Genomic DNA, 21961 nt, shown 5'->3' with positions numbered 1-21961 from the left:
GCTCCGTGGTATTACTTAGTGGAACTGCAGTGATAGCCACGCTGTTTATTTAAGTCCTATCCCAGAACATAAATATCTCCTGTTTTCGGAGTGACTGCATCCGGCAACCACAAGCAACCCCATTTACCAGTACAATGACAGCCCATTATTTTATCTGGCTTTTGGCTGCGTAGAAACTGTCTCACCTCCCAGAGTTTACGAGGTGACGCACAACGCAAGTGAAAACCACCGAAAAGAGCGTGAATATGATTTATTCCTGTTATTTTCTGGCAATGACGCACGATATCAATGAGTCCGCGATGTCCACAACCGATAAAAATGATCAGTCCGCGGTCAGATTTATAGATCAGAACTCCTTCATCTTGTACATAGTCTACTCTGGTATTCTTATCTCTGATAACACCGTATGCCTGCGGCTTGGTCATCGGGATCTCCCCTGACCACATAAAGCGTTCCCCTATATGCAGTGGGGCACTGCTGTACTCCATAAGGTGTTGTGAATAATCAATATTCAGAGACAATTTTTTTATTCTGGCGGTATAGCCTGAAAACCTTACGGCCGAGTGGCGCTCACTGGCCACTTGGGGATGGCATACGATCCGGCATTTATCAGGCAACCACGGAACACCGCCACAATGGTCATAGTGGCCGTGTGAAAGTACAGCCGCGGTTAGGCTTGTCAAATCGACCCCCATCAGGGCAGCGTTATGCAGGAAGCTATCATCAGGTCCGGTATCAAACAAGATTGAGTCATTTTCATCCTGGATAAACAGACTTAGCCCGGTTTTAGCACGCAGCAAATTTATAGAGCCGGAGTTAAGCCTGTTTTCCAGCAGGACGCTGATGGTTATGGACATGTTCGCTCTTTCCTTGGCGTGATGAGTTACCGCAGGGTATGAAATTTATCGACAACATCTCTGTGGTATGCAGCCAAATAATACCCCATTCCCTGAGTAAACTAAATTTTCTGAAGCTTGGAACAAAAGAAGATCCAGTGGAGGAAGATATTGCTTAACGTGAGTTTTCGTTCCACTGATTTGATTCGGATCGTTACTTTGCGGGGGCACTACCCCGCCGCCATTGAAATCAGCTGATGTCTTCGAGGCGGCGGCGGTGCGCATCAGGCGCTAAACTTCTTTCGGTCACTGTCGTTAATCGGTCGAATGACTTTGCACGGATTACCTGCGGCAATCGAATCTGCCGGTATATCGCGGTTAACGACGCTGCCTGCGGCAATCACGCAGTTATCACCAATAGTGATGCCTGGCAGTACACTGACCCCCGCGCCTAGCCAGACATTATCGCCTATAGTGATGGGCCGCGCGTATTCCAGCCCCTGATTGCGCCGTTCATGATCAACCGGATGCCCGGCGGTATACAGCCCGACATTTGGCGCGATAAAAGCATTGTCACCGATAGTGACTTTGGCACCATCGAGAATGACCAGGTTAACGTTGGAGTAAAAATTCTCACCAATTTCGATGTTAAAACCGTAATCGCAGTGGAACGGTGACTCAATGACCAGCGACTCACCGGTTTTTGCCAGCAGGTTTTTGATAAGGTCAACGCGCTCCGAAATATCGTCAGGATGCATATGGTTATATTCAAACAGTGCACGTTTAGCAGCCTGACGTTGTTCAAGTATCAGAGGATCGTAGTTGGCGTCGTAGAGTAGCCCGGCCAGTGCTTTTTCCATTTCTGTCATGATGCTCATTCTCCGTTGATCTTCCCAAAGATGCAGCCAGTATAGACGCTGCCTGACGACAAAATAAATGAAAGAGTTACCTATGTGCCAAAGGATTATCACCTTATCAAAGACGGGGATGGATTGTTTTTTTCAATCTTGTTTTTTCCTGAATGGTAAGGTGGCAAGGACCTGACCGTCTAAACTACATTACTCTTAGTCCGTCGCTACTTCACTCTCACACCGGAGCACTGCATGTTTGACTCTACCGCTTTCCCGATTACGACACGCTGGCCAGCACAGCACCCAGATCGATTGCAACTGTACTCATTGCCGACGCCAAATGGTGTCAAAGTATCAATTATGCTCGAAGAGATCGGCTTGCCGTATGAAGCACATCTCATTGATATTGGTAAAAATGAGACCTGGACACCGGAGTTTTTAGCACTGAATCCTAACGGTAAAATTCCGGCTATTCTTGACCCGAACGGTCCGGGAGGAAAACCGCTGGCGCTGTTTGAGTCCGGGGCTATCCTATTGTATTTGGCTGAGAAAAGTGGGCGGTTCTTACCGACAGATCCTGTCGAACGCATTGAGACCTTGCAGTGGCTATTCTTCCAGATGGCCGCGGTCGGCCCGATGTTTGGCCAACTCGGTTTCTTCCACAAGTTTGCTGGTCGGGAAATCGAAGACAAACGCCCTCTCGAACGTTACCGCAAAGAGTCAATCCGCCTGCTCAACGTACTGGAATCACGTCTCGCGGGGCGACAGTGGATCATGGGCGATGAATACACCATTGCCGATATCTCATTGCTGGGTTGGGTTCGCAACATGATTGGCTTCTATGAGGCGCGTGAATTGGTCGACTATGACAAGCTCATCCAGGTCCCTCTTTGGCTGGAACGCGGTCTGGCACGCGAAGCGGTACAACGTGGCCTGAATATTCCGGCAAGATAACATGAGCGGGCTTGCCTGATAAAACGGCAGGCCTTTTTTACAATCTCCTTTAGTTACAACATACAGATGTTTTGAATCACTACAACCGTGGCAACTCAACCATTAATCTCATCACTTTATTCATCCAGGGCCGTGGGCCCACTGGAGATTGACTTCCGGGGCCTGGCTGGATCATTCGCTGTTAAACGGCAGGAAAGCCACCTTGCTTTTCAGAGACTTCCCTGCCGGTACACGATATTTAAGCGGAGATTAACGCTTACGCCACACCGTCAGTTGCGCCACCGTATGCTGATATTTTCTTGCCGTTTCGCGGATCACAAAAGGCACCTCTATCGGGGCCTGAACTTCGGTGAAATCGGCCGCCAGCAGGCGTTGCAGTGCCTGGTGTGTGGTCAACGCTTCGCCATTTTCACGCACACCACCGATCCAATTCTCTTTTGGCGTGAACGCCTCCAGCCAGGTATAAGGCGAAGAGAGCATCAGCAGGCCTCCGGGGCGAATCATCGGCGCGATATCTTGCAGGAAGCGTTTCGGCTGGCGCAGCCGGTCGATGAGATTGGAAGCCAGCACCAGATCGTAAGGCTCTTTCTGCGGTTTCAGATTACAGGCATCACCCTGCAAAAAACGCACTTTCTCTGCCTGTTCGGCACTTAAGCCCACATCTGACAATCGCGCCTGACAATATTCCATCAGGTCACCCTCTTCCGGCATCAGATAACGTAAATCTTCACCGCTGGCCAGCGACAGTGCCACATCAATGAAGCGTGCAGAATAATCCATCCCCGTGACCTGCTCAAACAGGCGTGCCAACTCAAAACTGGCGCGGCCTGTGGCGCAACCAATATCCAGTGCGCGATGACGTTTGTCGCACAGTTTTTCGGCGATATCCACCAGAGCGCGGGCGTAATTATCCACGCCGAAATACCGTTTTCCGTATTGGAAATCAAGGTACTGCGACACCAAAGTGTCCGTTTCATACGGATTGACCGTCAGTTTTTCCTGATGCGTCGACACCACATAGCGGAAACCTGCATGCTGGAAAAAGTGGCGGCGGAACGCGTAGCGGGATGAGCGCAGTGCTTCGTTACCGGTGGAGATCCAGCTGCCACCTTTCATGATCGAGTGTTTACCATCAAAGGTCGGTGTGGAAAAATCGTCATATAAAGGATGCACGCGGAAACCATCAAAACCACTGATCGGCGTCGTGGTCCATTGCCACACGTTACCGACGATATCGTAGAAATCCCCTTGCGGGAACTGGTCCACCGGGCAGGTAGAAGCCCACCACGCCAGATTAATATTGCCGGGCGCTGTCTGCCAGTCTGGCTGATCGCCTTCCACCTGATTGCGAAGCAGATACCATTCGGCTTCGGTCGGCAACTGGATGGATTTGCCGGTTTCATCAGCTTTCCAGCGGCAGAATGCGGCGGCTTCCAACTGATTAACCTCCGCTGGCCAGTCCCATGGCATCGGGATCTCTTCAGTCATCAGACGCAGTTTTAGGTTCTCCGATTGTGTCGCAGAACCGACCCAGAACGTAGGCATCGTCGCATTGGCAAAATCCCGCCAGCCCTGGCCCTCGTCATCCCACCACTGTACATTCTGATATCCACCGGCCTGTACAAACTCGAAAAATTCCGCATTACTGACCAACATTTTACTGGCTTTGAACGGTTTGACGTCGCTGTGCGAAGTGCCGTATTCGTTGTCCCAGCCGTAAGTATCATCCGTTTTTCCCAGCGTCACTGCCCCACCGGCCATGGTTACCAGTGCGTTTTTCGGCGCAGCAGCACGATCTTCGCGGACATGCGTGCAAGCTGGCCAGTGCCCCTGGGGCTTAACCCATTCGACCGGCAACTGACGGATCAGCACGCTCGACGTCTCAAGGTGAATGCGTTCATGCTCAATACCCATCAGGATCACCCACGCCGGGCTTTCCCAATTGAGCGGCAATTCAAGCGGCATATTTTCGATGAAATCGACTAAAAAGGTGCGGACTTTGCCGCGATAATCACGTAACGCAGCAACACTCGGCCAGCTGTAATGGCTATTGTCTAAATCATCCCAGCTCATTTCATCCACGCCGATCGCCAGCATCGCCTCAATACCGTCATCAATACGTTGAGAGACTAAACCGGCGGCCATCAGCTTATTAATGTAAAAAGTCGCGGTATGGCCAAAATAGAAAATCAGTGGATGGCGCAGAGAAATGGCCTTATTAAAGTAGGCGCGCTCATCGGCCAGGCAGTCAAACAGGCTTTCGTACAGGTCCCAGGTCTGGTTAAAGTACCCAAGAATTTCATGGCGTTTTTCGGCAGCACTGTTGCCGTTCAGGCGTAACGTTTGCGTCGGCTGAGGTAACCCGGTTGTGGTTATTTTTAGGGGACTCATGGATATTCCTTAGTTCTCTGGCGAGGCAAATGAACTGCAAAGTGTAGCATTTATTCATTTCACGGCGGTTTCATGAGAAATTGTGACACACTTTAGTCAGCACTTTTCGGGTTAATCGAGCATAAAGAGCAGGGATCGTTCAGGCAGTCGCAGTGGCTCACCCTCAAAACGGTGGCGTAATGGCAGATAAGATTCCGCTGAGATAATACGTTCAATGTCTGCGGAAAGCATTTCCAGCGCCCGTTTCATTTGTGGCAAATAATCGTGGGTATCGTATACACGGTCAATCCCTTCCAGCGAATGATTCATGATTTTACGCGCAACATCGTTGGCAACGCTCAGCGACGCCAGCTTGGATCGTGCAGTTCGCCGTAGATCCCGGGTAGTAAACACCTCAATGCCCGGCCCTCTTTCAGCGCGCAGCATACGCCGCAGCGCTTGGGTGATCGCCCCACGCGACAACGGTTTTTGCCCGTCAGCGGGCGAAGGCACCAGCCACGGGCTATCCGCCGGGCTGGCTTCAAGCAGTGCACTCACACAGCGGATCATCAGCGGGGTCAGGGGTAAACTGTGGTCACGCCGCGATTTATTGCGCAGTCCCTGCCGCCATACACCGATGTGTAAATGAAATTCCTCTTTTCGCGCCCGCACCACTTCGTCGGGGCGCCTTGCGGTAAGTAAACACAGGCGCAGCGCCCAGCGGCATTGCTCTGAAATACCTAATAAATCAAGGCTATGCCAGAAAATCCAAATTTCCGCATCGGTCAGAGAACGTTCGCGAGGAGGCGTATTACGCCCGCCGACATCACGGCGTTTCATTGAACTGATCGGCGAATGTTCGAGATAACCCTGAGTTTCTGCCCAGCTGAGAAACTGTTTACATAAGGCAAACACCCGTTTGGCTTCGGCGATTTTCCCCTCTGCCAGCAGCACGTTGAACAACCGGTTGAGCCGCAAACGGCTGACTTTATTGAGCGGCAGCGGGCCGATCATCGGCAGTACATGATTGAGCAATGAGGAGACAGCAATTTCCGGGCGACGGCGGGTGATCATCAGCGACAGTTTGATCCACACCTTCATCACCTGCTCAACCGTCGCGTTGCCCTCTTCATCAATATTGTCCAGTTCAGCCAGCGGCGCGTTTTTGATCTGCGCAAGAAACTGGATCACATGGCGCCCAACCTGCTCGGCGGCGATGTCGGGTTCGGTCACGACTCTATTCATTCAGGCTATTTCAACAGGCTAAAGTCCGGGACGCAGTTATAGCAACTCTGCAGATCCTACGCAAAAGGTTTGTGACTCCAGACCTATTAAGTCTGGAGTCACAAAGCGTGCGGAGAATCGAAAATAGCTGACTCAGGCGTATCAATTTAGCCAAATGAATTAACGGGTGAAACGGGCGCTAATAGGTCAATTAACCAGCGAAAATAAGCGGATGATTAATGACATATAAGATGTTAAAAACAGGGCAGGATATTTTGCTACCTTACGACCAGAGAAAAAAATGAGAATCATCCCCTCTCTTTGCGGTGTAGCGCTGATATTGCTCACCAGCAACAGCGTCGCCGAACAGCGCAAAACATTTAGCGAAACCGACTGTCTGGCCATGAAGCAGATTCACATCGGAGCTTCTCAAATTGGGCTGCCGACCAACGGTGCCGTGATCACGGCGGCGGCTATGGTAGGCCAGGCCAGCGAGCGCCACTGCCAGCTTGAAGGTGCCATCAAACCCGTTGATTCCTCTGCGCCGGATATTAATGTCCAAATCAATCTGCCTCTAATATGGAATGGCAAAGCGCTGCATCTGGGTGGCAGCGGGTTTAATGGCGCTGTGCGCAAAACAGACACCGCGCGCTTTTCGCCAGTTGCAACGCCCGGCGTACTTAAACAGGGTTATGCCACTTTCGGCAGTGACTCGGGCCATCAGGGAGGGATCTCCGATGCGTCCTTTGCCCTGAATAACGGAGCCTGGAAAAATTTCACCGGTTTACAATTGAAAAAAACTCACGATCTGGCGATCGCGATGATTCAACAAGCCTATGGCAGTAAGCCAAAACACATGTATTTTCAGGGAAATTCTCAGGGCGGCCACGAAGCGCTGGCCGTCATTCAGCACTATCCGCAAGATTATGACGGCGTGATCGCCATACACCCGGTTTATAACTTCATCGAATTACACGTGGCGGGCTCGCTTTTAGGTCAGGCAATGTATAACACACCCGATGCCTGGATCTCCCCGGCGAAGGCTGCGCTGATATCTAACGCCGTTTATGCGGTTTGCGATCAACTGGATGGTCTCAGCGATGGCGTCATCGCGAATATAAAAGCCTGCGACAAAACCTTCCGTCTTGAAGGCCTACGCTGTAGTGGCGGCACAGACAGCGGCCCGACCTGTCTGTCAGATGTGCAGATGTCGCTGGTGAGGAAAATGACCCGACCTCAGCCGCTGGGTGTGACCTTACCCACCGGCGATCATTTTGCCTCATGGCCAATATTACAAGGGGCGGATGCACCGACGCTGATAAGCATGTTTGGAACAGGGATCAACAAATCAAAAACCATCGCCGCCGCTGAGTTAAACGGTCAAACCGGGCCGCAACCTGGGACCGCCCCGGCACCCGCCAATCTGATTATGTCATTCCCTTACATCATGGGTGATCAGGTAGTACGTTACGCTGTCACGCAGGATGCAACGTATGACACCCTATCGTTCAATCCGGCGTCGTACCAAGCGCGTTTGCAGGAGTTGGCTTCTCAGGCTGATGATGCCGATCCAGACATCCGCGTATTTGAGCAGCACGGGGGAAAGCTGCTGCTGATGCACGGTTCAATAGATATGTCCGTCCCACCGGCAAATACGATTGCCTACTATGAAAAATTGCAGGCCCAATTTGGAAACGCGGCCCTTCATCAATTTGTACGTTTTTACATTGCGCCTGGTTTTGCCCACAACACCGGTCCTTTCCCGATGAGTTGGGATTCACTGGGCACGCTGGATAATTGGGTAGATAAAGGCATCGCTCCAGGCCCGCAAACGATTATCGATACTCATTCGGCTACGGCCGGGCGGGAACTGCCCCTGTGTGAATTTCCGTCATATCCGAAATATCAGGGGCATGGGAATAAGAATTCCGCCTCAAGCTTTAGCTGCGTGACGGAGTAAAAGCCGGGCGAGATATTAAATTTGACAGGCCAAAACGTGATTTTTCATAGAAATTCCCTCGGTTCAGATGACGAGAAAATTCCACTGATGAACACACTGCTTTTTCGGAGGTTACTATGACATGGGGGGATTTTTAAAATGGCATATAAGCAAATAAAATTGGTCACTCTCATAGCGAGTTCTAGTGTGAATTATTCATATAATAAAAACTTAAAGTTTTTTATTACCAGTCCGATGACACTTCTTTGTTTTTAGGTAAATCAAAGACAGTAGTACTAACCTAATGTTATGTCTCATGGCACTTAATTTAAACCGTTTAGTACTGCCCTACTAGCGCCCCGTATAATAGGGCAGTACTTGATGCTACAAATATAATATTACATCAGCCGTGCTCGTTCACTATGGTAGTCCTGCTAAATCTTTTTACAAGACTCAGAAACTTTGCCATTCTTCTTCCCGCTCTGCTGTCTTTTTCTTCGCTGGCAGCCCGGAAGGTGATGATGATTTTGTAACTCCAGCCGGGCTTATCGCTGTGCGCAATTTCACCGCTGACGGCGCTTCGATGACAAAGGCGGCTACCAGCTGGTTGAGGACGGTGGCCTGCTCCATCAGCGAGTGTGAGGCGGCTGATGCTTCCTGTACGAGTGCCGCATTCTGCTGCGTCACTTCGTCCATCTGGTTAACTGCCTGGTGGACCTGGCCAATACCCTGCATCTGCTCGTGAGCGGCGGCCGCGATTTCATTCACCAGGTCAGCGACCTGACCAATTGCTTCCTTCATACTGTCCATATTCTGCCCGACTTCTTCCGCCTGACCAGCACCCTTCGCCACGAAATTCATTGATGACTCAATCAGCTCTTTGATCTCACGGGCTGAAGACGATGAGCGCTGCGCAAGATTACGTACTTCACCGGCAACCACCGCAAATCCGCGACCCTGATCCCCGGCCCGCGCCGCTTCAACTGCGGCATTGAGTGCAAGAATATTGGTCTGGAAAGCAATACCTTCAATGAGCGAGATAATATCGGTGATTTTTTCAGAACTGTTCCTGATATCGGACATTGTGCCCAACATGGTACTGACCTTGGCTGTGCTGTCTTCAGAGATCCGGCGGGCATTCTGTGAAAGCTGGCTTGCCATACCGGTATTTTCGGCAGTCTGCCGTACCGTTTCACTCAACTCTGACATGCTGGCCGCCGTCTGCTCCAGGGAGGCTGCCTGTTCCTCGGTCCGGGATGACAGATCCTCGTTGCCTGCAGATATCTGCGCAGAGGCCGTACTGACGGACTGGGAGGAAGCGCTCACGGACAACAGCGAGGCAGCAACATTTTCCACCAGGTCATTGAATGCTCTTGCCGTCAGGCCGATTTCGTCTTTACGGGAGTCATCCGCCCGCAGGGTCAGGTCCAGGTGGGTACTGGCAGACTCCATGGTGGAACGCATGGCGTTAAGGTTTCTGCGGATACCGGTTATCGTCCTCACGGTGAATAAGCCGAGGATAAGGATCGCAATTGCTGACCCTATAATCATGCCCCAGAACGTCAACTGATAGATTTGGATATTCTGACTTTTGAGCGATTCACCGATGTCCACGTTCAACTGCAACTGCTTCTTGTAGCCGTCGATGAGGCGGCGGGCGGCTTCACCAGCACCTGTGTTGCCCTGGAGTTCAACCAGAGAGACCGCAGCATTCTGTTCACGGGAGCCTTTCAGGAAGGCCGGCAATCTGTTCTGGAAATCTTGTATGGTGGCGGAGCCCGCCTCCGTCAACTGCCGATCGCTATCGTTGGAAATATCGTTATCCAGATAGTACTGATTGAGAGACTTCAGACTACTCAGCAGTTCGCTAAGTTTTTTCTCAACCTCGGCCTGTCTGGCCGGATCAGTTGAGCTCTCATGCCTGTACATCCAGATAATCAGCTGGTTGCTGCCATCCACCATTTTGCCTAAGTCAATAATCGAAGGCACGGTATTGCTCTGGACATACTGAAAGCGCGACTGAAACCCCGTCACGACCAGAACGGCCACAATCACCAGGGTGATAAGTGAGGCTGAAAGCAGAGAAAAGACCAGAAACAGCCGCTGTGTAATTGTCATATTTATTTTTACCTGAGATATTGCCGGGCTAAAAAAGGCTGCATGACGTAAACCATACAGAAGCACCATTAGCTATCGGCGTCAGGCAGTAAATAGTTAGCTTATTTTTGATCTTTTACAAAAGTCAGCTGTTTTAACGAGTTCTGACGAGTCCTATGAGCACCTCAATATTGCCATTAATTATTCTTCCCATTAGAACCACAATTGCATTCAACCCCAAAAAATATATGGGATAACCAATTGTTTTAATGAAATATTCTTAGTTTTATTTTTCCATAACAGTTAAGTTCGATAATAGAGAAAAGGTGGGCTTCTAACCGGTATTTTAGAGAAACAGTATTTCTTTCATACTTAGACTATTTCCCTCACTCGTTGTAATTCTTTGCGTTAATAAGAGGTGACTACAGTCGTGTGTCCTTGAAATAAATTATATTGGAAGAGACAATGAGGGCATTGCAGTCTATCCATAACCACATTGCACGTTATTTTTTCATTGATTCTGTGCTCTAAAATCAGATTTCTTGAGCACTGAATCAAACCAGATCAGATATGCTATCTAATGACTACCATCTTCTACGTGGAGCACCTGATGCCAGATTACTATTTATTTAAAAAGGGTAAGCAAACCGCTGTGCTGGAAAGATCAGACACACGCGAAGCCTCTCGGCTGACCGGTCAGGGCTATGAAAAACAATTTGAAGAGATAAACGCACCGGATGCAAAACGCGCGCTTGCCCGCTTTACTGATATCCGCAAAGAAGAACGGACAACAGAATATGCCTTCGCAACAGGGGCTGCGTTCATCGCGCTTGCCGTAGGATTGATGGCGGTGGCTGACTTTATATTTCTGAAATAGCAGCCAGCGAATAAAGACCATTTACCGTAGCACCAGATCATCGCCGTTCTGAAATCTGTCGAAGCTGGACGCACCGTCGAGGCCTTACAAACAGGCCGCGATGTGCTCAAATGCTTTTCTGATTAACCCTGGCGGACAGCTCGGCGGCGCTTTCTTTACGTTCACTGTAACGGTCAACCAGATATTCAGCATTGCCACGGGTTAACAGCGTAAATTTCATTAGCTCTTCCATCACGTCGACAATGCGATCGTAGTAGGCAGAAGGCTTCATCCTGCCGCTCTCATCGAACTCCAGAAACGCTTTGGCGACGGAGGACTGGTTGGGGATGGTGATCATCCGCATCCATCGTCCGAGAATGCGCATCTGATTTAGGGCATTAAACGACTGAGAGCCGCCACTAACCTGCATGATGGCGAGCGTCTTCCCCTGTGAGGGACGAACTGCGCCGACCGACAGAGGGATCCAGTCAATCTGAGCCTTCATGATGCCAGTCATCGCCCCGTGGCGTTCAGGTGAACACCAGACCATACCTTCAGACCACATAACAAGCTCTCGCAGTTCGAGCACTTTTGGATGTGTATCCGGTGCATCATCAGGGAGCGGCAGTCTGGAAGGATTGAATATTTTAACCTCAGCCCCCATAGCCGTTAGCAGTCGGGCAGCCTCTTCCGTAGCCAGACGGCTGTATGACCTTTCCCGCACTGAACCGTAAAGCATCAAAATTCGTGGAGCGTGGAGACCCGCGGTCAGGGAGAACCTTTCGGTGCTGATATGGGTATCCAATATTTCAGGCTGAATGTTGCTAAGTTCGTTCATCGAATCTGACATATTACTTTCTCTGTGTGGTGTCTTTAGCAGCTTTGACCCTTATCGGCGCAGCATTCGTCGATAAAGAAGGCCATAATTTCGTTCAGAACCTCATACTGTGGTAAGCAGTACAGCGTTCTGCCCTGCCGGTTCTGGCGTACCAGGCCTACCGCAACCAGGGCCGCGATATGATGGCTCAGCGTGGAGGCTGGTATGTCCAGACGTTTTTGCAACTCACCGACGGGCACCCCCTCATGCCCCGACTTCACCAGCGACTTATACACGGCGAGGCGAGTTGGATGGCCAAGCTCTTTTAGCGCATTAGCGACGTCATTAAGTTCCATTGCAACTCTCCTATAATTCTATATTTCCAGAATAATGGAATTATAGGAGAAATCAACACCACGACTTAAAAGAAATTTCGTGGTGGTTAGAATGCGCACTAACTCTTCAAGACAGTTGCTTGCAGCTCACGCTCCGGACGGATCTGCTCAATGCGGCCGGGTTGCAACATCAGGGTAAAAGTTCCCTGGGTGAGATCCTGCTCCTCGGCCATAACCCGCGTGGTGACGTAGCCTTGTTCTAAAAGGGCATTCTGAACTTTAAGGAGTCTGGAAGAACTCAACAGGGGATGAAACATCAACACCTCTGAGGGGGAAGTGTGGATGATAAATATTAATATAAACAGTAAGTTATATTTTTATACAGTTTGCGCTACCGGGCCTAACCCTGCCCCATACAAACATTTTGGCTCAGCGAGCTTTCAGCGTGGCAGCGATCACCTCTTGATAAGGCGTGGTACTACGCCCAATCAATTTGCTCAGGGTGTGGCTGTCATCAAACAACCCGCCTTTGGCTGCACCGGCGTCGGAATCCGCCAGCATATTCGCCAGCCACTCATTCAGCCCGGCACCGATCAGTGCTTTGGCAAATTCGGCCTGTGGCAGATTAACGTAGTTCACCGTTTCACCGGACTGACGGGCGATTTCTGCCGAGAATTCTGCCAGCGTGTAGCTTTCGTCTCCGGCCAGTTCGTACACTTTGCCCGCCTGATTTTCCAGCACCAAAACTGCAGCAGCCGCTTCAGCATAGTCCTGACGTGCAGCCGACGAAATACGCCCTTCTCCCACCGCGCCAATAAATGCGTTGTGCGCCAGCGCCGGAACAATACTCGCCGCGTAGTTTTCGTGATACCAGCCATTACGCAATACCACTACCGGCAGGCCGGATGCGCGCAGCGCGGCTTCTGTCGCCAGATGGTCAGCACTCAGGCCGAGCAGCTTTTTGTCAGCATGCAGCAGACTGGTGTAGGCCAGCAGTTTCACACCGGCACGTTTCGCGGCCTCGATGACCGCCTGATGCTGGGCTTCACGCTGGCCGACTTCGCTTGAGGAGATCAGCAGTAATTTTTCCACGCCCTTAAAAGCGCTCTCCAGCGTCGCAGGCTGGCTGTAATCTGCCTTGCGCACCTCAATGCCGAGGTCAGCCAGGTCTTTGGCTTTTTCCGGGCTGCGCACTGCGGCGATGATCTGGCTCGCAGGCACTTTCTTCAACAATGCAGCGATAACAAGGCGGCCAAGCTGGCCGGTGGCACCGGTAATAGCAATCATGATGTTTCTCCGAAAGTGATAAATGATGCGGGGGACGACCGTCTTATGACGAAACAATCTTAAAATCGCGTCCGTGGAAAATATCCTATGCGATATACTAACTTTTCGTAAGTACGTACAAAAAGGTTAGTATGAAATTAACATCGGTCAAGCATGACATCATTGAAGATCAGGTGGCGGTAAACAGCCTGAGCGAACGGCTGCGCCGGGGTGAAGTGATGAGCGCCCACTGCCCGTCACGGGAAGTGCTGAGCCACATCACCAGCCGCTGGGGCGTGTTGATTCTGATTGCGCTGGGCGATGGAACGATGCGTTTTAGCGAACTGCGCCGCAAAATTGGCGGCGTCAGTGAAAAAATGCTGGCGCAGACGTTACAGGCGCTGGAGGCCGATGGTTTTATTGACCGGATCGCTTACCCGGTGGTGCCCCCGCACGTCGAATACACCCTGACCGGGATGGGCGTCGAAGTGCAGGTGCAGCTCACTGGCCTGACTGACTGGGTGGAAAATAATCTCTACCGCATTATGCAAAAACGTCAGTCAGCCAAATAACGGCTGAGCGTTTCACGGATAGAGGCCGCGCTCTTTGCGGGCCATCAGGATGCGTTCGCAGGCCACGGCATAGGCGGCAGTTCTCAGGGTGATGCCGAGCGAATCCGCCTTCTGCCACACAGCAGCCAGCGCCTCCTGCATAATACGGTCCAGCCGCTGGTTTATCTCGTCTTCGCTCCAGAAGAAACTGGAGAAATCCTGCACCCATTCGAAATAGCTCACGGTTACGCCACCCGCATTACAAATCACATCCGGCACCACCACGATGCCACGCTGACGCAAAATATCATCAGCCGCCGGAAACGTCGGGCCGTTGGCCCCTTCCAGCACCAGTTTGCAGGTCAGCCGCTGCGCCCTTTCCGGCGTGATCTGCCCTTCGAGCGCGGCCGGTATCAGAATTTCAAACTCTACTTCCCAGAACGCTTCATGTGTTATCACTCTCGCCTGCGGGAAACCGGCAATGCTGCCGTGTGCCTGTTGATATTCCTGTAGTGCCGCAATGTCCAGCCCCTGCTCATTGAACAAGGTTGCGCTGTGATCCTGCACCGCCACCACTTGTGCGCCCTCGGCGACAAACAGCTCAGCCGCCACGCCCCCCACGTTGCCAAAGCCCTGCACCGCCACTCTGGCGCCGGGCAGCGCCAGGCCGATACGTTCCGCCGTCGCCTTGCCGGTCACAAAAACACCCCGACCGGTGGCTTTCACCCTGCCAAGCGAACCGCCGAGATGGATCGGCTTGCCGGTCACCACGCCGGTGGTGGTCGCCCCGGTATTCATCGAATAGGTGTCCATCATCCAGGCCATCACCTGCGCATTGGTGCCGACATCCGGCGCGGGGATATCCTGCTGCGGCCCGATAATGCTGCCGATTTCACTGGTGTAACGGCGGGTCAGACGCTCCAGCTCTTTGGCCGATAACTCGCGGGGATCGACACGAATGCCGCCCTTCGCCCCGCCAAACGGCAGGTTCAGCACGGCGCTTTTGATGGTCATCCAGGCCGACAGCGCCATCACTTCTTCCAGCGTGACGTCCGGGTGATAGCGCACGCCGCCCTTACCTGGACCGCGCGACAGATTATGTTGCACACGGTATCCCTCGAAATGCCGCACGCTGCCGTCGTCCATCTCCAGCGGAATATCAACAATCAGCGCCCGTTTAGGGTGGCGCAACGTATCCGCCCAGTGGGTCAGTTCACCGAGGTAGGGCAGCACCCGGTCAACCTGAGACAAATAGGTGGCCCAGGCTGAATCTTTATCCGATGACACGTAAGAAAGTACACTCATAACTCGCCTCTCTGAGACTGAATGGATGAATTTTGGCTGTGACAACGCCTCGCCGTGAGGCGCTTGTGCGGCGTTGGAGTTGAATTTATCTACAAAATTTAGCGGGCCTTCAGGGCCTCGATAGAGTAATGGTTGGCCGTGGCCCAGCCATTCAGGCCGCCCACCAGCACCGACATCAGCTGGGTGCCGACCTCTTTTTCGCTGAGCCCCACGGTATCCACCAGATCGAAAATTTCACGCGGGTCAAACAGAATATTCCACAGGAAAACCGCCTTGTCGCCGATGTCCGGCAACCCCATCTCTTCCATCGCTTCGCGCAGCGGAGGGCGTACCGCATCGGCCTGCACCAGCAGGTAATCTGCGCCTTCCCATAAACGCTCCAGATAACCGCGGCGGTTACGCATCGGCACCATGGCGGCACCGCGTTCACGCACCAGTTTTATCCAGTAGCGGCTGACATTTTCCAGCCGCTGTAATCCGCTGCTGGTCTGCTGCTGGCTGAACTCCAGCAGCAGCACCCCGACATCCCGGCGGTAAGTGTTCAGCACTTCCTCAACCGAGGAGAACTGACGATACGCCGTCGCTACCGAAACTTCGGCCTCAGCGGCAATCTCGGTCATGCTGATCGGGCCATCTGCCTTTTCAAATAACCGGGCTGCTGCCTGAATTAAATTCCTGCGATTTCTTTCGGTATCACTGCGCATTGCCTGTCTCCGTGGTTAGCCTTGCCTGCCGACCGATGTTTTGATGTGAACTCTGTCCCTGGCGGTGATCGCTGCCTGATGGTTAATATTGCCCGTAAACATTAATAAAGTCTCGCCAGACCCCGCTGTAATCTGGCAACGCCTTCGACAATGGCCTCTTTGCTCGCCGCGTAGGAAAGGCGTAAATGGCGTTCGCCCGCCGCCCCAAATTCACTGCCTGGGCGCACCGCAATGCCCTGTTCACGCAATATTCCCACCATATCGATGGCCGGGATCGGCAGATCATATGAAGGGAAACAGTAGAATGCGCCTTCGGGTTGATTCAGTGTCAGACCGCGAATATTCATCAGCCCGTCCATCATCAGCTGACGGCGCTCTTTGTAGACCTCAAACATGCGGCGCACATCCGGCCCGCACTCTTTCAGCGCCACCAACGCCGCCCGCTGCACCGCAGTGTTGACCGAACCGTTAAGCGTGTTATGCACCCGTGCGGCGGCGGCGATCATCTCCGCCGGTCCGGCCAGATAGCCGACACGCCAGCCGGTCATGGCATAACTTTTCGAGAATGTCTGGCAATAGAGCGTGCGCCCGCGAAACGCCTCAACCTGTAAGACCGAGGTGAACGGCTGGCCGGTGAACACCAGATCACTGTAAGCCTCATCGGCGATCACCCGCGTGTTGCTGGCTTTAACGATGCGACCCAGCGCTTCAACTTCCTGCCGTGTATGCACGATGCCGGTCGGGTTACCGGGGTTGCAGAATACAAACAGCTTCGCGCCGTCCATCACCTTCTCCAACCGGTCGAGATCCCAGTGCAGGTCACTGCGGCACGGCATCGGAACACAAATCCCCCCGGCCATATTGACCAGATCCGCGTAGAGCGAATAGGTCGGATCCGGGATCACCACCCGGTCGCCCGGATTGACGATAGATAAAATAGCCGCCGCCAGCCCGCCGGTCCCGCCATGGGTCACCAGCACTTCACCAGCCGCCACCGGATACCCGGACTGCTCCGCCACCTGTTCGGCCAGCGCCTGACACAATAACTTGTCGCCGAGCAGCGGCGCATAGTGGGTAAACCCCTTTTGCAGCGCGTCGGCGGCGGCCTGCACAATACGCGGCGGCGTGTCGAAATCCGGTTCACCCATCGCCAGCGACACCATATCGCCAGAAGAGGCCGGTTGTTGTACGCGCAGCGAACTGCGTTCCACCCGTAATACCGCTTCAGCGGCTTTAAAACCTAATGCAGAACTCATGTTATTCACCTTTTAGCAGGATGATTGAGGGCAAGATTCAGGGATTATTTCGTTCGTTACGGCACTCTGGCGGGGCACCTTTCCAGCGGCTGACATCCAGGTCGCCCGAGATATCGCGTAAAAACGTCGGGGCGATGATCAGCTCCTCAATCACCGTGCGGCCCGGCAGTGCGGCACACAGCAATACGGCATCGGCGACGTCCTGCGGCTGAACCATGGCTTCACGCACGCTGCGCAGCGGCGGATTGGCGCGGTTATCCATGATCGGCGTATTGACCTCCCCCGGCAGGATCGACGTGGCACGGATCCCCTGATTGCGGAAGGTGTTGTGCAGATAAGTCATAAAGTTGCGCACCCCGGCTTTGGCTGCGCCGTAAGCGGCACCGCCGAGCAGGTTCGGGCGCAATGCGGCCAGTGATGACACCGTGATAATGGTGCCGCCGCCGCGCGCCAGCATGTCCGGCAGTACCGCCTGCGTCAGCAGAAATACGGCTTTCAGGTTGACGTCCTGCACCTGCTGCCACTCCTCCTCTTCTATCCAGCGCGCATTCAGCACCTTGCTGGCGCTGCCCGCGTTGTTGACCAGAATATCCACGCCGCCCAGCTCAGCGAGGGTCCAGCGCACCAGTTCGGCCACCTGGGATTTTTGCTCGATGTGGGCAGCGAAAGCCCAGGCCTGACCGCCTTTGGTACGGATGGCGTTGACCACGTCATCCAGCACCGCCTGGCGTCGCCCGACCAGCACCACACGCGTACCCTGCGCAGCCAGTAACTCTGCTGAGCTGCGCCCGATGCCGGTGCCTGCGCCGGTAATAATCGCCACTTTGCCGTTTAAATCATTCATGGTTAACCCCGGAATCCGTAATCACGTTCTGCCCCAGCGGCAGTGATATAGCCTTCGCGTAAATCCTGTAAAATCGCCGCGCGATCGCGCTCAGCGGCCGGATATTTCCCGCCGCCGCCGGGCATCTGAATGGTGATTTCATCCCCCGGAAACACGTCATGGCGGCCGACCGGTTTCTCCAGCACGTCTCCGTTAATGGCAATCACGTTGGGTGTCCCCGCCCCGCCGCCGAGCACGCCCAGCGCCGGGTGATTTTGCCGCGAATAGAACATGCTGTGTGACAGCGGGAACTTGCCCAGATGGCGGATCACCATGCGCTGCGCCAGCCCACCACGGTAACGGCCAGCACCGCCGGAATCCGGCACGATGGCTTTTTGCATGAACAGTAATGGCGTGGCCGCTTCGATAAGTTCGATAGGGGTTGAGGACATATTCCCAGGGAAGCCGGTGATAAAACCGTCCGCCTGCGGGCGGGCACCGGTGCCACCGTTGACGCACAGGCTTTCAACAAAGCGCTGGCCGTCGTCCAGTTGCCCCGAGAAAACGTCACAGGTCACCGGCGCACTGCCGGAGTGGCCCATCACGCGTTCCGGCATCACCTGCGCCAGTGCGGAGAAGATCGCCGCATGGGCCATGTGCCCGACACGGTTACGCATCTCCACAGCGCAAGGCGGCTGTGCGTTAGCAATACAACCCACCGGGGCCGTGACGGTGATCGGCTTGAAGCAGCCCTCGTTATTAGGCAGCCAGGGTTCCAGCAGGCATTTGAGCGGATAGACGCTGTAGGCATAGGTAAACGACATCGGGCAGTTGGTACCAAACAGCGACTGCGCGGAAGACCCGGTGTAGTCGATGGTGATATCACTGCCGCTGACAATCACCGCCACCTGCAGATGGATTTCACCTTCGTAATCGCCAATATCGACAGAGGCCTCATAGCGGCCGTCCGGCACGTCGGTGATGGCTTTGCGCATCGCGTTCTCGGTCAGCGAATGGATTTTCTCCGCCAGCGGCTCCACCCGGTGCAGCTGTAAATCCTCCATCAACCCCAGCAGGCCGTTGGCCCCGACCTGATTAGCCGCCAGCATGGCGTGCAGATCGCCCTGAACCTGATCCGGCGATCGCACGTTAGCCAGCAGTAAATCCACCAGTTGCTGATTAACCTCGCCGCCGATCACCAGTTTGCTCGGCGGGATCATAAAGCCCTCTTCGAACACGTCGCGGGAGGAGCCCATATTCAGCGTGCCGCCGATATCCGACATATGCGCAGCTGACCCGGCAAAGGCCACCAGCACGCCGTGGCGGAAAATCGGCGTGACCACGGTGACGTCATTCAGATGGCCGGTGCCCAGCCACGGATTATTCGTGACCAGACTGTCGCCGGGTTTCAGGGTGTCCGCCGGGAATTTTGCCAGCATATGACGCACCGTCGCCGGTAGCGTGCCGATAAACACCGGAATACTGGTTTTCGGCTGCGCCAGTGAGTTGCCCTGCGCGTCCATCAGCAGGCAGGAGTAGTCGCCCACTTCGCGGATGATGCTGGAAAACGCCATGTTCACCAGCGTGGCGGCGGCCTCTTCGGAGATGCTCACCAGCCGGTCCCAGGTGATGCGCAGGCTGACCGGATCGTTGAGGAAGTCGAGGTTTGCTTGAGTATCAGTCATCAGTGGATCTCCATCAGAATATTACCCTGGGCGTCGAGTTGCGCGCTGGCACCGGGGCCGACGTAAATCGCGCACTCTTTTTCCTGCAACAGCGCCGGGCCACTCACCGCTACGCCGACGTTGAGCAGGCTGCGCGGTACCACACGGCACGGCTGGCTGCCCGCATCGCGGCCGAGATATACCGACAGCGTTTTCTCGCTTTCGCCTTCATCCGGGCGGTCGTTCTGGTCCTGCGTCGCCAAGGTCGGCGGCGTGGTCTGTACGCGCCCGCGCCAGTTCACCACTTCCACGCCGACGCCCGGTAAAGTGCGGCCAAAGCGGGCGAAATGCGCGGTTTCAAATGCGACGATCAGCGCGGCTGCATCGCCATTGTTAAGGAAAGCATCCGGCAGCGTGACGGTAAGTTCCGAGCCCTGACCGACATAGCGCACGTCGGCCAGCTGTTGGGTAAAGGCAGTTTTTGGGTCAACGTTGGCGGCAGCCAGCGTGGTGAAGGCTTCATCAAAACCTTCGGCCAGCAACGCATGAATGGCGGGCAGGTCCATGCCCTCCTGTAAACGGCAGCGGTCGCTGCGCACGAAATCTGCGCTCGGCGGTGCGGTCAGCAGGCCAAACGCGGAATAGACTCCAGCCCCGTCCGGGAAGTACACCCGCTTCACGCCGAGCAGCTTCGCCAGCGACCAGGCGTGGCTTGGCCCCGCGCCGCCGAAGGCCAGCATGGTCATGTGCTGCGGGCTGACGCCCTTCTCCACCGCGTGGGTGCGCAGCGCTTCGGCCATTTTGTTGTTGGCAACCTCATGAATACCCCAGGCGGCATCTTCAATACTCAGCCCTAACGGCGTCGCCACGCGTTCGATGGCGCGGCGGGCGGCGGCCACATCCAGCGTCATTCGCCCGCCCAGAAACGCGTGCGGATCCAACAGCCCCAGCACCACATTGGCATCGGTCACGGTCGGCAGTTCGCCACCGCGCCCGTAGCAGGCCGGGCCGGGAAACGCACTGGCGCTTTCCGGGCCAATTTCCAGCAGGCCGAGTGAGTCAACCCGCGCGATACTGCCGCCACCGGCGCCGATCTCAATCATGTCCACCACCGGCAGTTTGACCGGCAGACCGCTGCCTTTGAGCAGACGGTCGGCGCGGCCCACTTCATAATTGGTGGTAATCGAAGGCTGACCGTCACGCACCACGCAAGCTTTCGCCGTCGTGCCGCCCATATCGAACGCCAGTACCTGTTTATGTCCGTTCTTACGGGCAAAAGCCGCCGTCGCCACAATGCCGCCCGCCGGGCCGGACTCAATGATTCTTGTCGGGAAATCAGCCGCAATCTGCGGTGCCATCAGCCCACCGTTGGAGCCCATCACCAGCCAGTCGCAGGTGAATCCGCCTTCGCGCAGTTTGCTTTCCAGACGCGACATATAGCGCCGGGCTTTGGGCTGCACAAACGCATTCATCGCCGTCAGCACGCCGCGGTCGTATTCACGAATTTCCCGCGACACCTGATGAGAAACCGAAATAGAGACGCCCGGCAGTTCACGTTTAAAGATCGCCGCCACCTGATTTTCATGCTCCGGCCAGGCATAGGCGTGCATAAACAGCACGGCGACCGCCTCATAAGCCTGGGCCTTCAGTTCGGCGGCCAGCGCGACAACTTCCGCCTCTTCCAGTGAAGTGACCACCTCACCGCGCGCCGTCACGCGTTCATTCAGTTCGAAAGCCTGTGAGCGCGGCAGCAGCGGTGTGGCAGGAGAGCCGTTGAGGTCATAGATGTCATAACGGTATTCGCGCCCCATGATCAGCACGTCGCGAAAACCTTGGGTGGTCACAAACGCCGTCTTAGCACCGCGACGCTCAAGCAGCGCGTTGATAGCCAGCGTGGTGCCATGGGTGATGGTATGCACCTGACTGGCCGCCACACCGGCGATCTCCAGCAGTTGCGTCAGGCCGGTATAAGCACCTTCGGAAGGATCGTCCGGCGTGGTCAGGGTTTTGTGGCGCAGGGCGTGGCCTGTGGCGTCATCGAGCAGCACCAGATCGGTAAAGGTGCCGCCGATATCAAAGCCCATCCGCCATGTTGAAGCGTGTTTCATAGTGA

18 protein-coding genes and 1 pseudogene are annotated in these 21961 nt (G+C 54.3%); 4 read left to right on the top strand and 15 right to left on the bottom strand.

Annotation, left to right across the window (positions count from 1 at the left end; all coding sequences use genetic code 11):
• Window positions 1–56 precede the first annotated feature (56 nt).
• Together EAH77_RS19020 and EAH77_RS19015 are read right to left on the bottom strand one after the other, a co-directional pair.
• A complete protein-coding gene (locus tag EAH77_RS19020; protein WP_140474393.1) occupies window positions 57–857 on the bottom strand; it encodes an MBL fold metallo-hydrolase in 801 nt (266 codons plus the stop codon).
• 263 nt (window positions 858–1120) lie between these two features.
• Window positions 1121–1705: a sugar O-acetyltransferase gene (locus tag EAH77_RS19015; RefSeq protein ID WP_140474392.1), complete on the bottom strand. Its 585-nt coding sequence runs from the start codon at window positions 1703–1705 to the stop codon at window positions 1121–1123.
• Window positions 1706–1939: 234 nt separating this feature from the next.
• Here EAH77_RS19015 and EAH77_RS19010 point away from each other — a divergent pair, with 234 nt between their 5' ends.
• Complete coding sequence (locus EAH77_RS19010; RefSeq protein ID WP_140474391.1) at window positions 1940–2641, top strand: glutathione S-transferase N-terminal domain-containing protein; 702 nt, start codon at window positions 1940–1942, stop codon at window positions 2639–2641.
• Between the two features lie 249 nt (window positions 2642–2890).
• On the opposite strand, the gene ovoA is transcribed toward EAH77_RS19010, so the two are convergent.
• Complete coding sequence (gene ovoA / locus EAH77_RS19005) at window positions 2891–5032, bottom strand: 5-histidylcysteine sulfoxide synthase (protein WP_140474390.1); 2142 nt, start codon at window positions 5030–5032, stop codon at window positions 2891–2893.
• Window positions 5033–5143: 111 nt separating this feature from the next.
• Window positions 5144–6256, bottom strand: coding sequence for a tyrosine-type recombinase/integrase (locus tag EAH77_RS19000; protein ID WP_140474389.1), 1113 nt, complete (start codon window positions 6254–6256; stop codon window positions 5144–5146).
• A gap of 280 nt (window positions 6257–6536) precedes the next feature.
• On the opposite strand from EAH77_RS19000, the gene EAH77_RS18995 reads away from it, so the two are divergent.
• The gene (locus tag EAH77_RS18995; RefSeq protein WP_140474388.1) at window positions 6537–8195 is read left to right on the top strand and encodes a tannase/feruloyl esterase family alpha/beta hydrolase; all 1659 of its coding nucleotides are present in this window, start codon (window positions 6537–6539) and stop codon (window positions 8193–8195) included.
• A 432-nt stretch (window positions 8196–8627) separates the two neighbouring features.
• Here the strand turns inward: EAH77_RS18995 and EAH77_RS18990 are convergent, their stop codons facing one another.
• Entirely contained in the window at window positions 8628–10292 is a 1665-nt protein-coding gene (locus EAH77_RS18990; protein WP_140474387.1) for a methyl-accepting chemotaxis protein, read from the bottom strand.
• A 589-nt stretch (window positions 10293–10881) separates the two neighbouring features.
• Here EAH77_RS18990 and EAH77_RS18985 point away from each other — a divergent pair.
• Window positions 10882–11148, top strand: a complete 267-nt coding sequence (locus EAH77_RS18985) for a hypothetical protein (RefSeq protein ID WP_140474386.1) — start codon at window positions 10882–10884, stop codon at window positions 11146–11148.
• A 106-nt stretch (window positions 11149–11254) separates the two neighbouring features.
• On the opposite strand, the gene arsH is transcribed toward EAH77_RS18985, so the two are convergent.
• The 4 genes and pseudogenes from arsH to EAH77_RS18965 all read right to left on the bottom strand — a co-directional run bounded on the left by arsH (window position 11255) and on the right by EAH77_RS18965 (window position 13566).
• Window positions 11255–11977: an arsenical resistance protein ArsH gene (arsH, locus tag EAH77_RS18980; RefSeq protein WP_161985830.1), complete on the bottom strand. Its 723-nt coding sequence runs from the start codon at window positions 11975–11977 to the stop codon at window positions 11255–11257.
• 23 nt (window positions 11978–12000) lie between these two features.
• Complete coding sequence (locus tag EAH77_RS18975; protein ID WP_140474385.1) at window positions 12001–12300, bottom strand: ArsR/SmtB family transcription factor; 300 nt, start codon at window positions 12298–12300, stop codon at window positions 12001–12003.
• 131 nt (window positions 12301–12431) lie between these two features.
• A pseudogene (locus EAH77_RS18970) lies at window positions 12432–12560 on the bottom strand (POTRA domain-containing protein); the annotation flags it as partial.
• Between the two features lie 148 nt (window positions 12561–12708).
• Entirely contained in the window at window positions 12709–13566 is an 858-nt protein-coding gene (locus EAH77_RS18965; protein WP_140474383.1) for an SDR family oxidoreductase, read from the bottom strand.
• Between the two features lie 131 nt (window positions 13567–13697).
• Between EAH77_RS18965 and EAH77_RS18960 the strand changes: the two genes are divergently transcribed.
• Window positions 13698–14117 (top strand): winged helix-turn-helix transcriptional regulator, encoded by a 420-nt coding sequence (locus tag EAH77_RS18960; protein WP_140474382.1) that lies wholly within the window; start codon window positions 13698–13700, stop codon window positions 14115–14117.
• 12 nt (window positions 14118–14129) lie between these two features.
• Here EAH77_RS18960 and EAH77_RS18955 read toward each other — a convergent pair whose 3' ends face one another.
• The 6 genes from EAH77_RS18955 to EAH77_RS18930 form a co-directional block, all read right to left on the bottom strand.
• Entirely contained in the window at window positions 14130–15401 is a 1272-nt protein-coding gene (locus EAH77_RS18955; RefSeq protein ID WP_140474381.1) for a Glu/Leu/Phe/Val family dehydrogenase, read from the bottom strand.
• 98 nt (window positions 15402–15499) lie between these two features.
• Window positions 15500–16105, bottom strand: a complete 606-nt coding sequence (locus tag EAH77_RS18950; RefSeq protein WP_140474380.1) for a TetR/AcrR family transcriptional regulator — start codon at window positions 16103–16105, stop codon at window positions 15500–15502.
• 101 nt (window positions 16106–16206) lie between these two features.
• Complete coding sequence (locus tag EAH77_RS18945; protein WP_140474379.1) at window positions 16207–17361, bottom strand: pyridoxal phosphate-dependent aminotransferase; 1155 nt, start codon at window positions 17359–17361, stop codon at window positions 16207–16209.
• A 37-nt stretch (window positions 17362–17398) separates the two neighbouring features.
• The gene (locus tag EAH77_RS18940) at window positions 17399–18205 is read right to left on the bottom strand and encodes an SDR family oxidoreductase (RefSeq protein WP_140474378.1); all 807 of its coding nucleotides are present in this window, start codon (window positions 18203–18205) and stop codon (window positions 17399–17401) included.
• Between the two features lie 2 nt (window positions 18206–18207).
• Window positions 18208–19869, bottom strand: coding sequence for a hydantoinase B/oxoprolinase family protein (locus tag EAH77_RS18935; RefSeq protein WP_140474377.1), 1662 nt, complete (start codon window positions 19867–19869; stop codon window positions 18208–18210).
• Entirely contained in the window at window positions 19869–21956 is a 2088-nt protein-coding gene (locus EAH77_RS18930) for a hydantoinase/oxoprolinase family protein (RefSeq protein ID WP_140474376.1), read from the bottom strand. The genes EAH77_RS18935 and EAH77_RS18930 overlap by 1 nt, the downstream gene beginning before the upstream one ends.
• Between the last annotated feature and the right edge of the window lie 5 nt (window positions 21957–21961).

The organism is Ewingella americana (assembly GCF_006438725.1).
In the GTDB taxonomy this organism is placed as follows: domain Bacteria; phylum Pseudomonadota; class Gammaproteobacteria; order Enterobacterales; family Enterobacteriaceae; genus Ewingella; species Ewingella americana_A.
The sequence above is the reverse complement of the archived record's forward strand: the minus strand, read 5'-3'. Positions and strand labels throughout refer to the sequence as shown.

What these genes read in the sequence shown, in the direction of transcription:
- EAH77_RS19020 (WP_140474393.1), bottom strand. Translation starts at nt 857, where the DNA reads ATGTCCATAACCATCAGCGTCCTGCTGGAAAACAGGCTTAACTCCGGC.
- EAH77_RS19015 (WP_140474392.1), bottom strand. Translation starts at nt 1,705, where the DNA reads ATGACAGAAATGGAAAAAGCACTGGCCGGGCTACTCTACGACGCCAAC.
- EAH77_RS19010 (WP_140474391.1), top strand. Translation starts at nt 1,940, where the DNA reads ATGTTTGACTCTACCGCTTTCCCGATTACGACACGCTGGCCAGCACAG.
- ovoA (WP_140474390.1), bottom strand. Translation starts at nt 5,032, where the DNA reads ATGAGTCCCCTAAAAATAACCACAACCGGGTTACCTCAGCCGACGCAA.
- EAH77_RS19000 (WP_140474389.1), bottom strand. Translation starts at nt 6,256, where the DNA reads ATGAATAGAGTCGTGACCGAACCCGACATCGCCGCCGAGCAGGTTGGG.
- EAH77_RS18995 (WP_140474388.1), top strand. Translation starts at nt 6,537, where the DNA reads ATGAGAATCATCCCCTCTCTTTGCGGTGTAGCGCTGATATTGCTCACC.
- EAH77_RS18990 (WP_140474387.1), bottom strand. Translation starts at nt 10,292, where the DNA reads ATGACAATTACACAGCGGCTGTTTCTGGTCTTTTCTCTGCTTTCAGCC.
- EAH77_RS18985 (WP_140474386.1), top strand. Translation starts at nt 10,882, where the DNA reads ATGCCAGATTACTATTTATTTAAAAAGGGTAAGCAAACCGCTGTGCTG.
- arsH (WP_161985830.1), bottom strand. Translation starts at nt 11,977, where the DNA reads ATGTCAGATTCGATGAACGAACTTAGCAACATTCAGCCTGAAATATTG.
- EAH77_RS18975 (WP_140474385.1), bottom strand. Translation starts at nt 12,300, where the DNA reads ATGGAACTTAATGACGTCGCTAATGCGCTAAAAGAGCTTGGCCATCCA.
- EAH77_RS18965 (WP_140474383.1), bottom strand. Translation starts at nt 13,566, where the DNA reads ATGATTGCTATTACCGGTGCCACCGGCCAGCTTGGCCGCCTTGTTATC.
- EAH77_RS18960 (WP_140474382.1), top strand. Translation starts at nt 13,698, where the DNA reads ATGAAATTAACATCGGTCAAGCATGACATCATTGAAGATCAGGTGGCG.
- EAH77_RS18955 (WP_140474381.1), bottom strand. Translation starts at nt 15,401, where the DNA reads ATGAGTGTACTTTCTTACGTGTCATCGGATAAAGATTCAGCCTGGGCC.
- EAH77_RS18950 (WP_140474380.1), bottom strand. Translation starts at nt 16,105, where the DNA reads ATGCGCAGTGATACCGAAAGAAATCGCAGGAATTTAATTCAGGCAGCA.
- EAH77_RS18945 (WP_140474379.1), bottom strand. Translation starts at nt 17,361, where the DNA reads ATGAGTTCTGCATTAGGTTTTAAAGCCGCTGAAGCGGTATTACGGGTG.
- EAH77_RS18940 (WP_140474378.1), bottom strand. Translation starts at nt 18,205, where the DNA reads ATGAATGATTTAAACGGCAAAGTGGCGATTATTACCGGCGCAGGCACC.
- EAH77_RS18935 (WP_140474377.1), bottom strand. Translation starts at nt 19,869, where the DNA reads ATGACTGATACTCAAGCAAACCTCGACTTCCTCAACGATCCGGTCAGC.
- EAH77_RS18930 (WP_140474376.1), bottom strand. Translation starts at nt 21,956, where the DNA reads ATGAAACACGCTTCAACATGGCGGATGGGCTTTGATATCGGCGGCACC.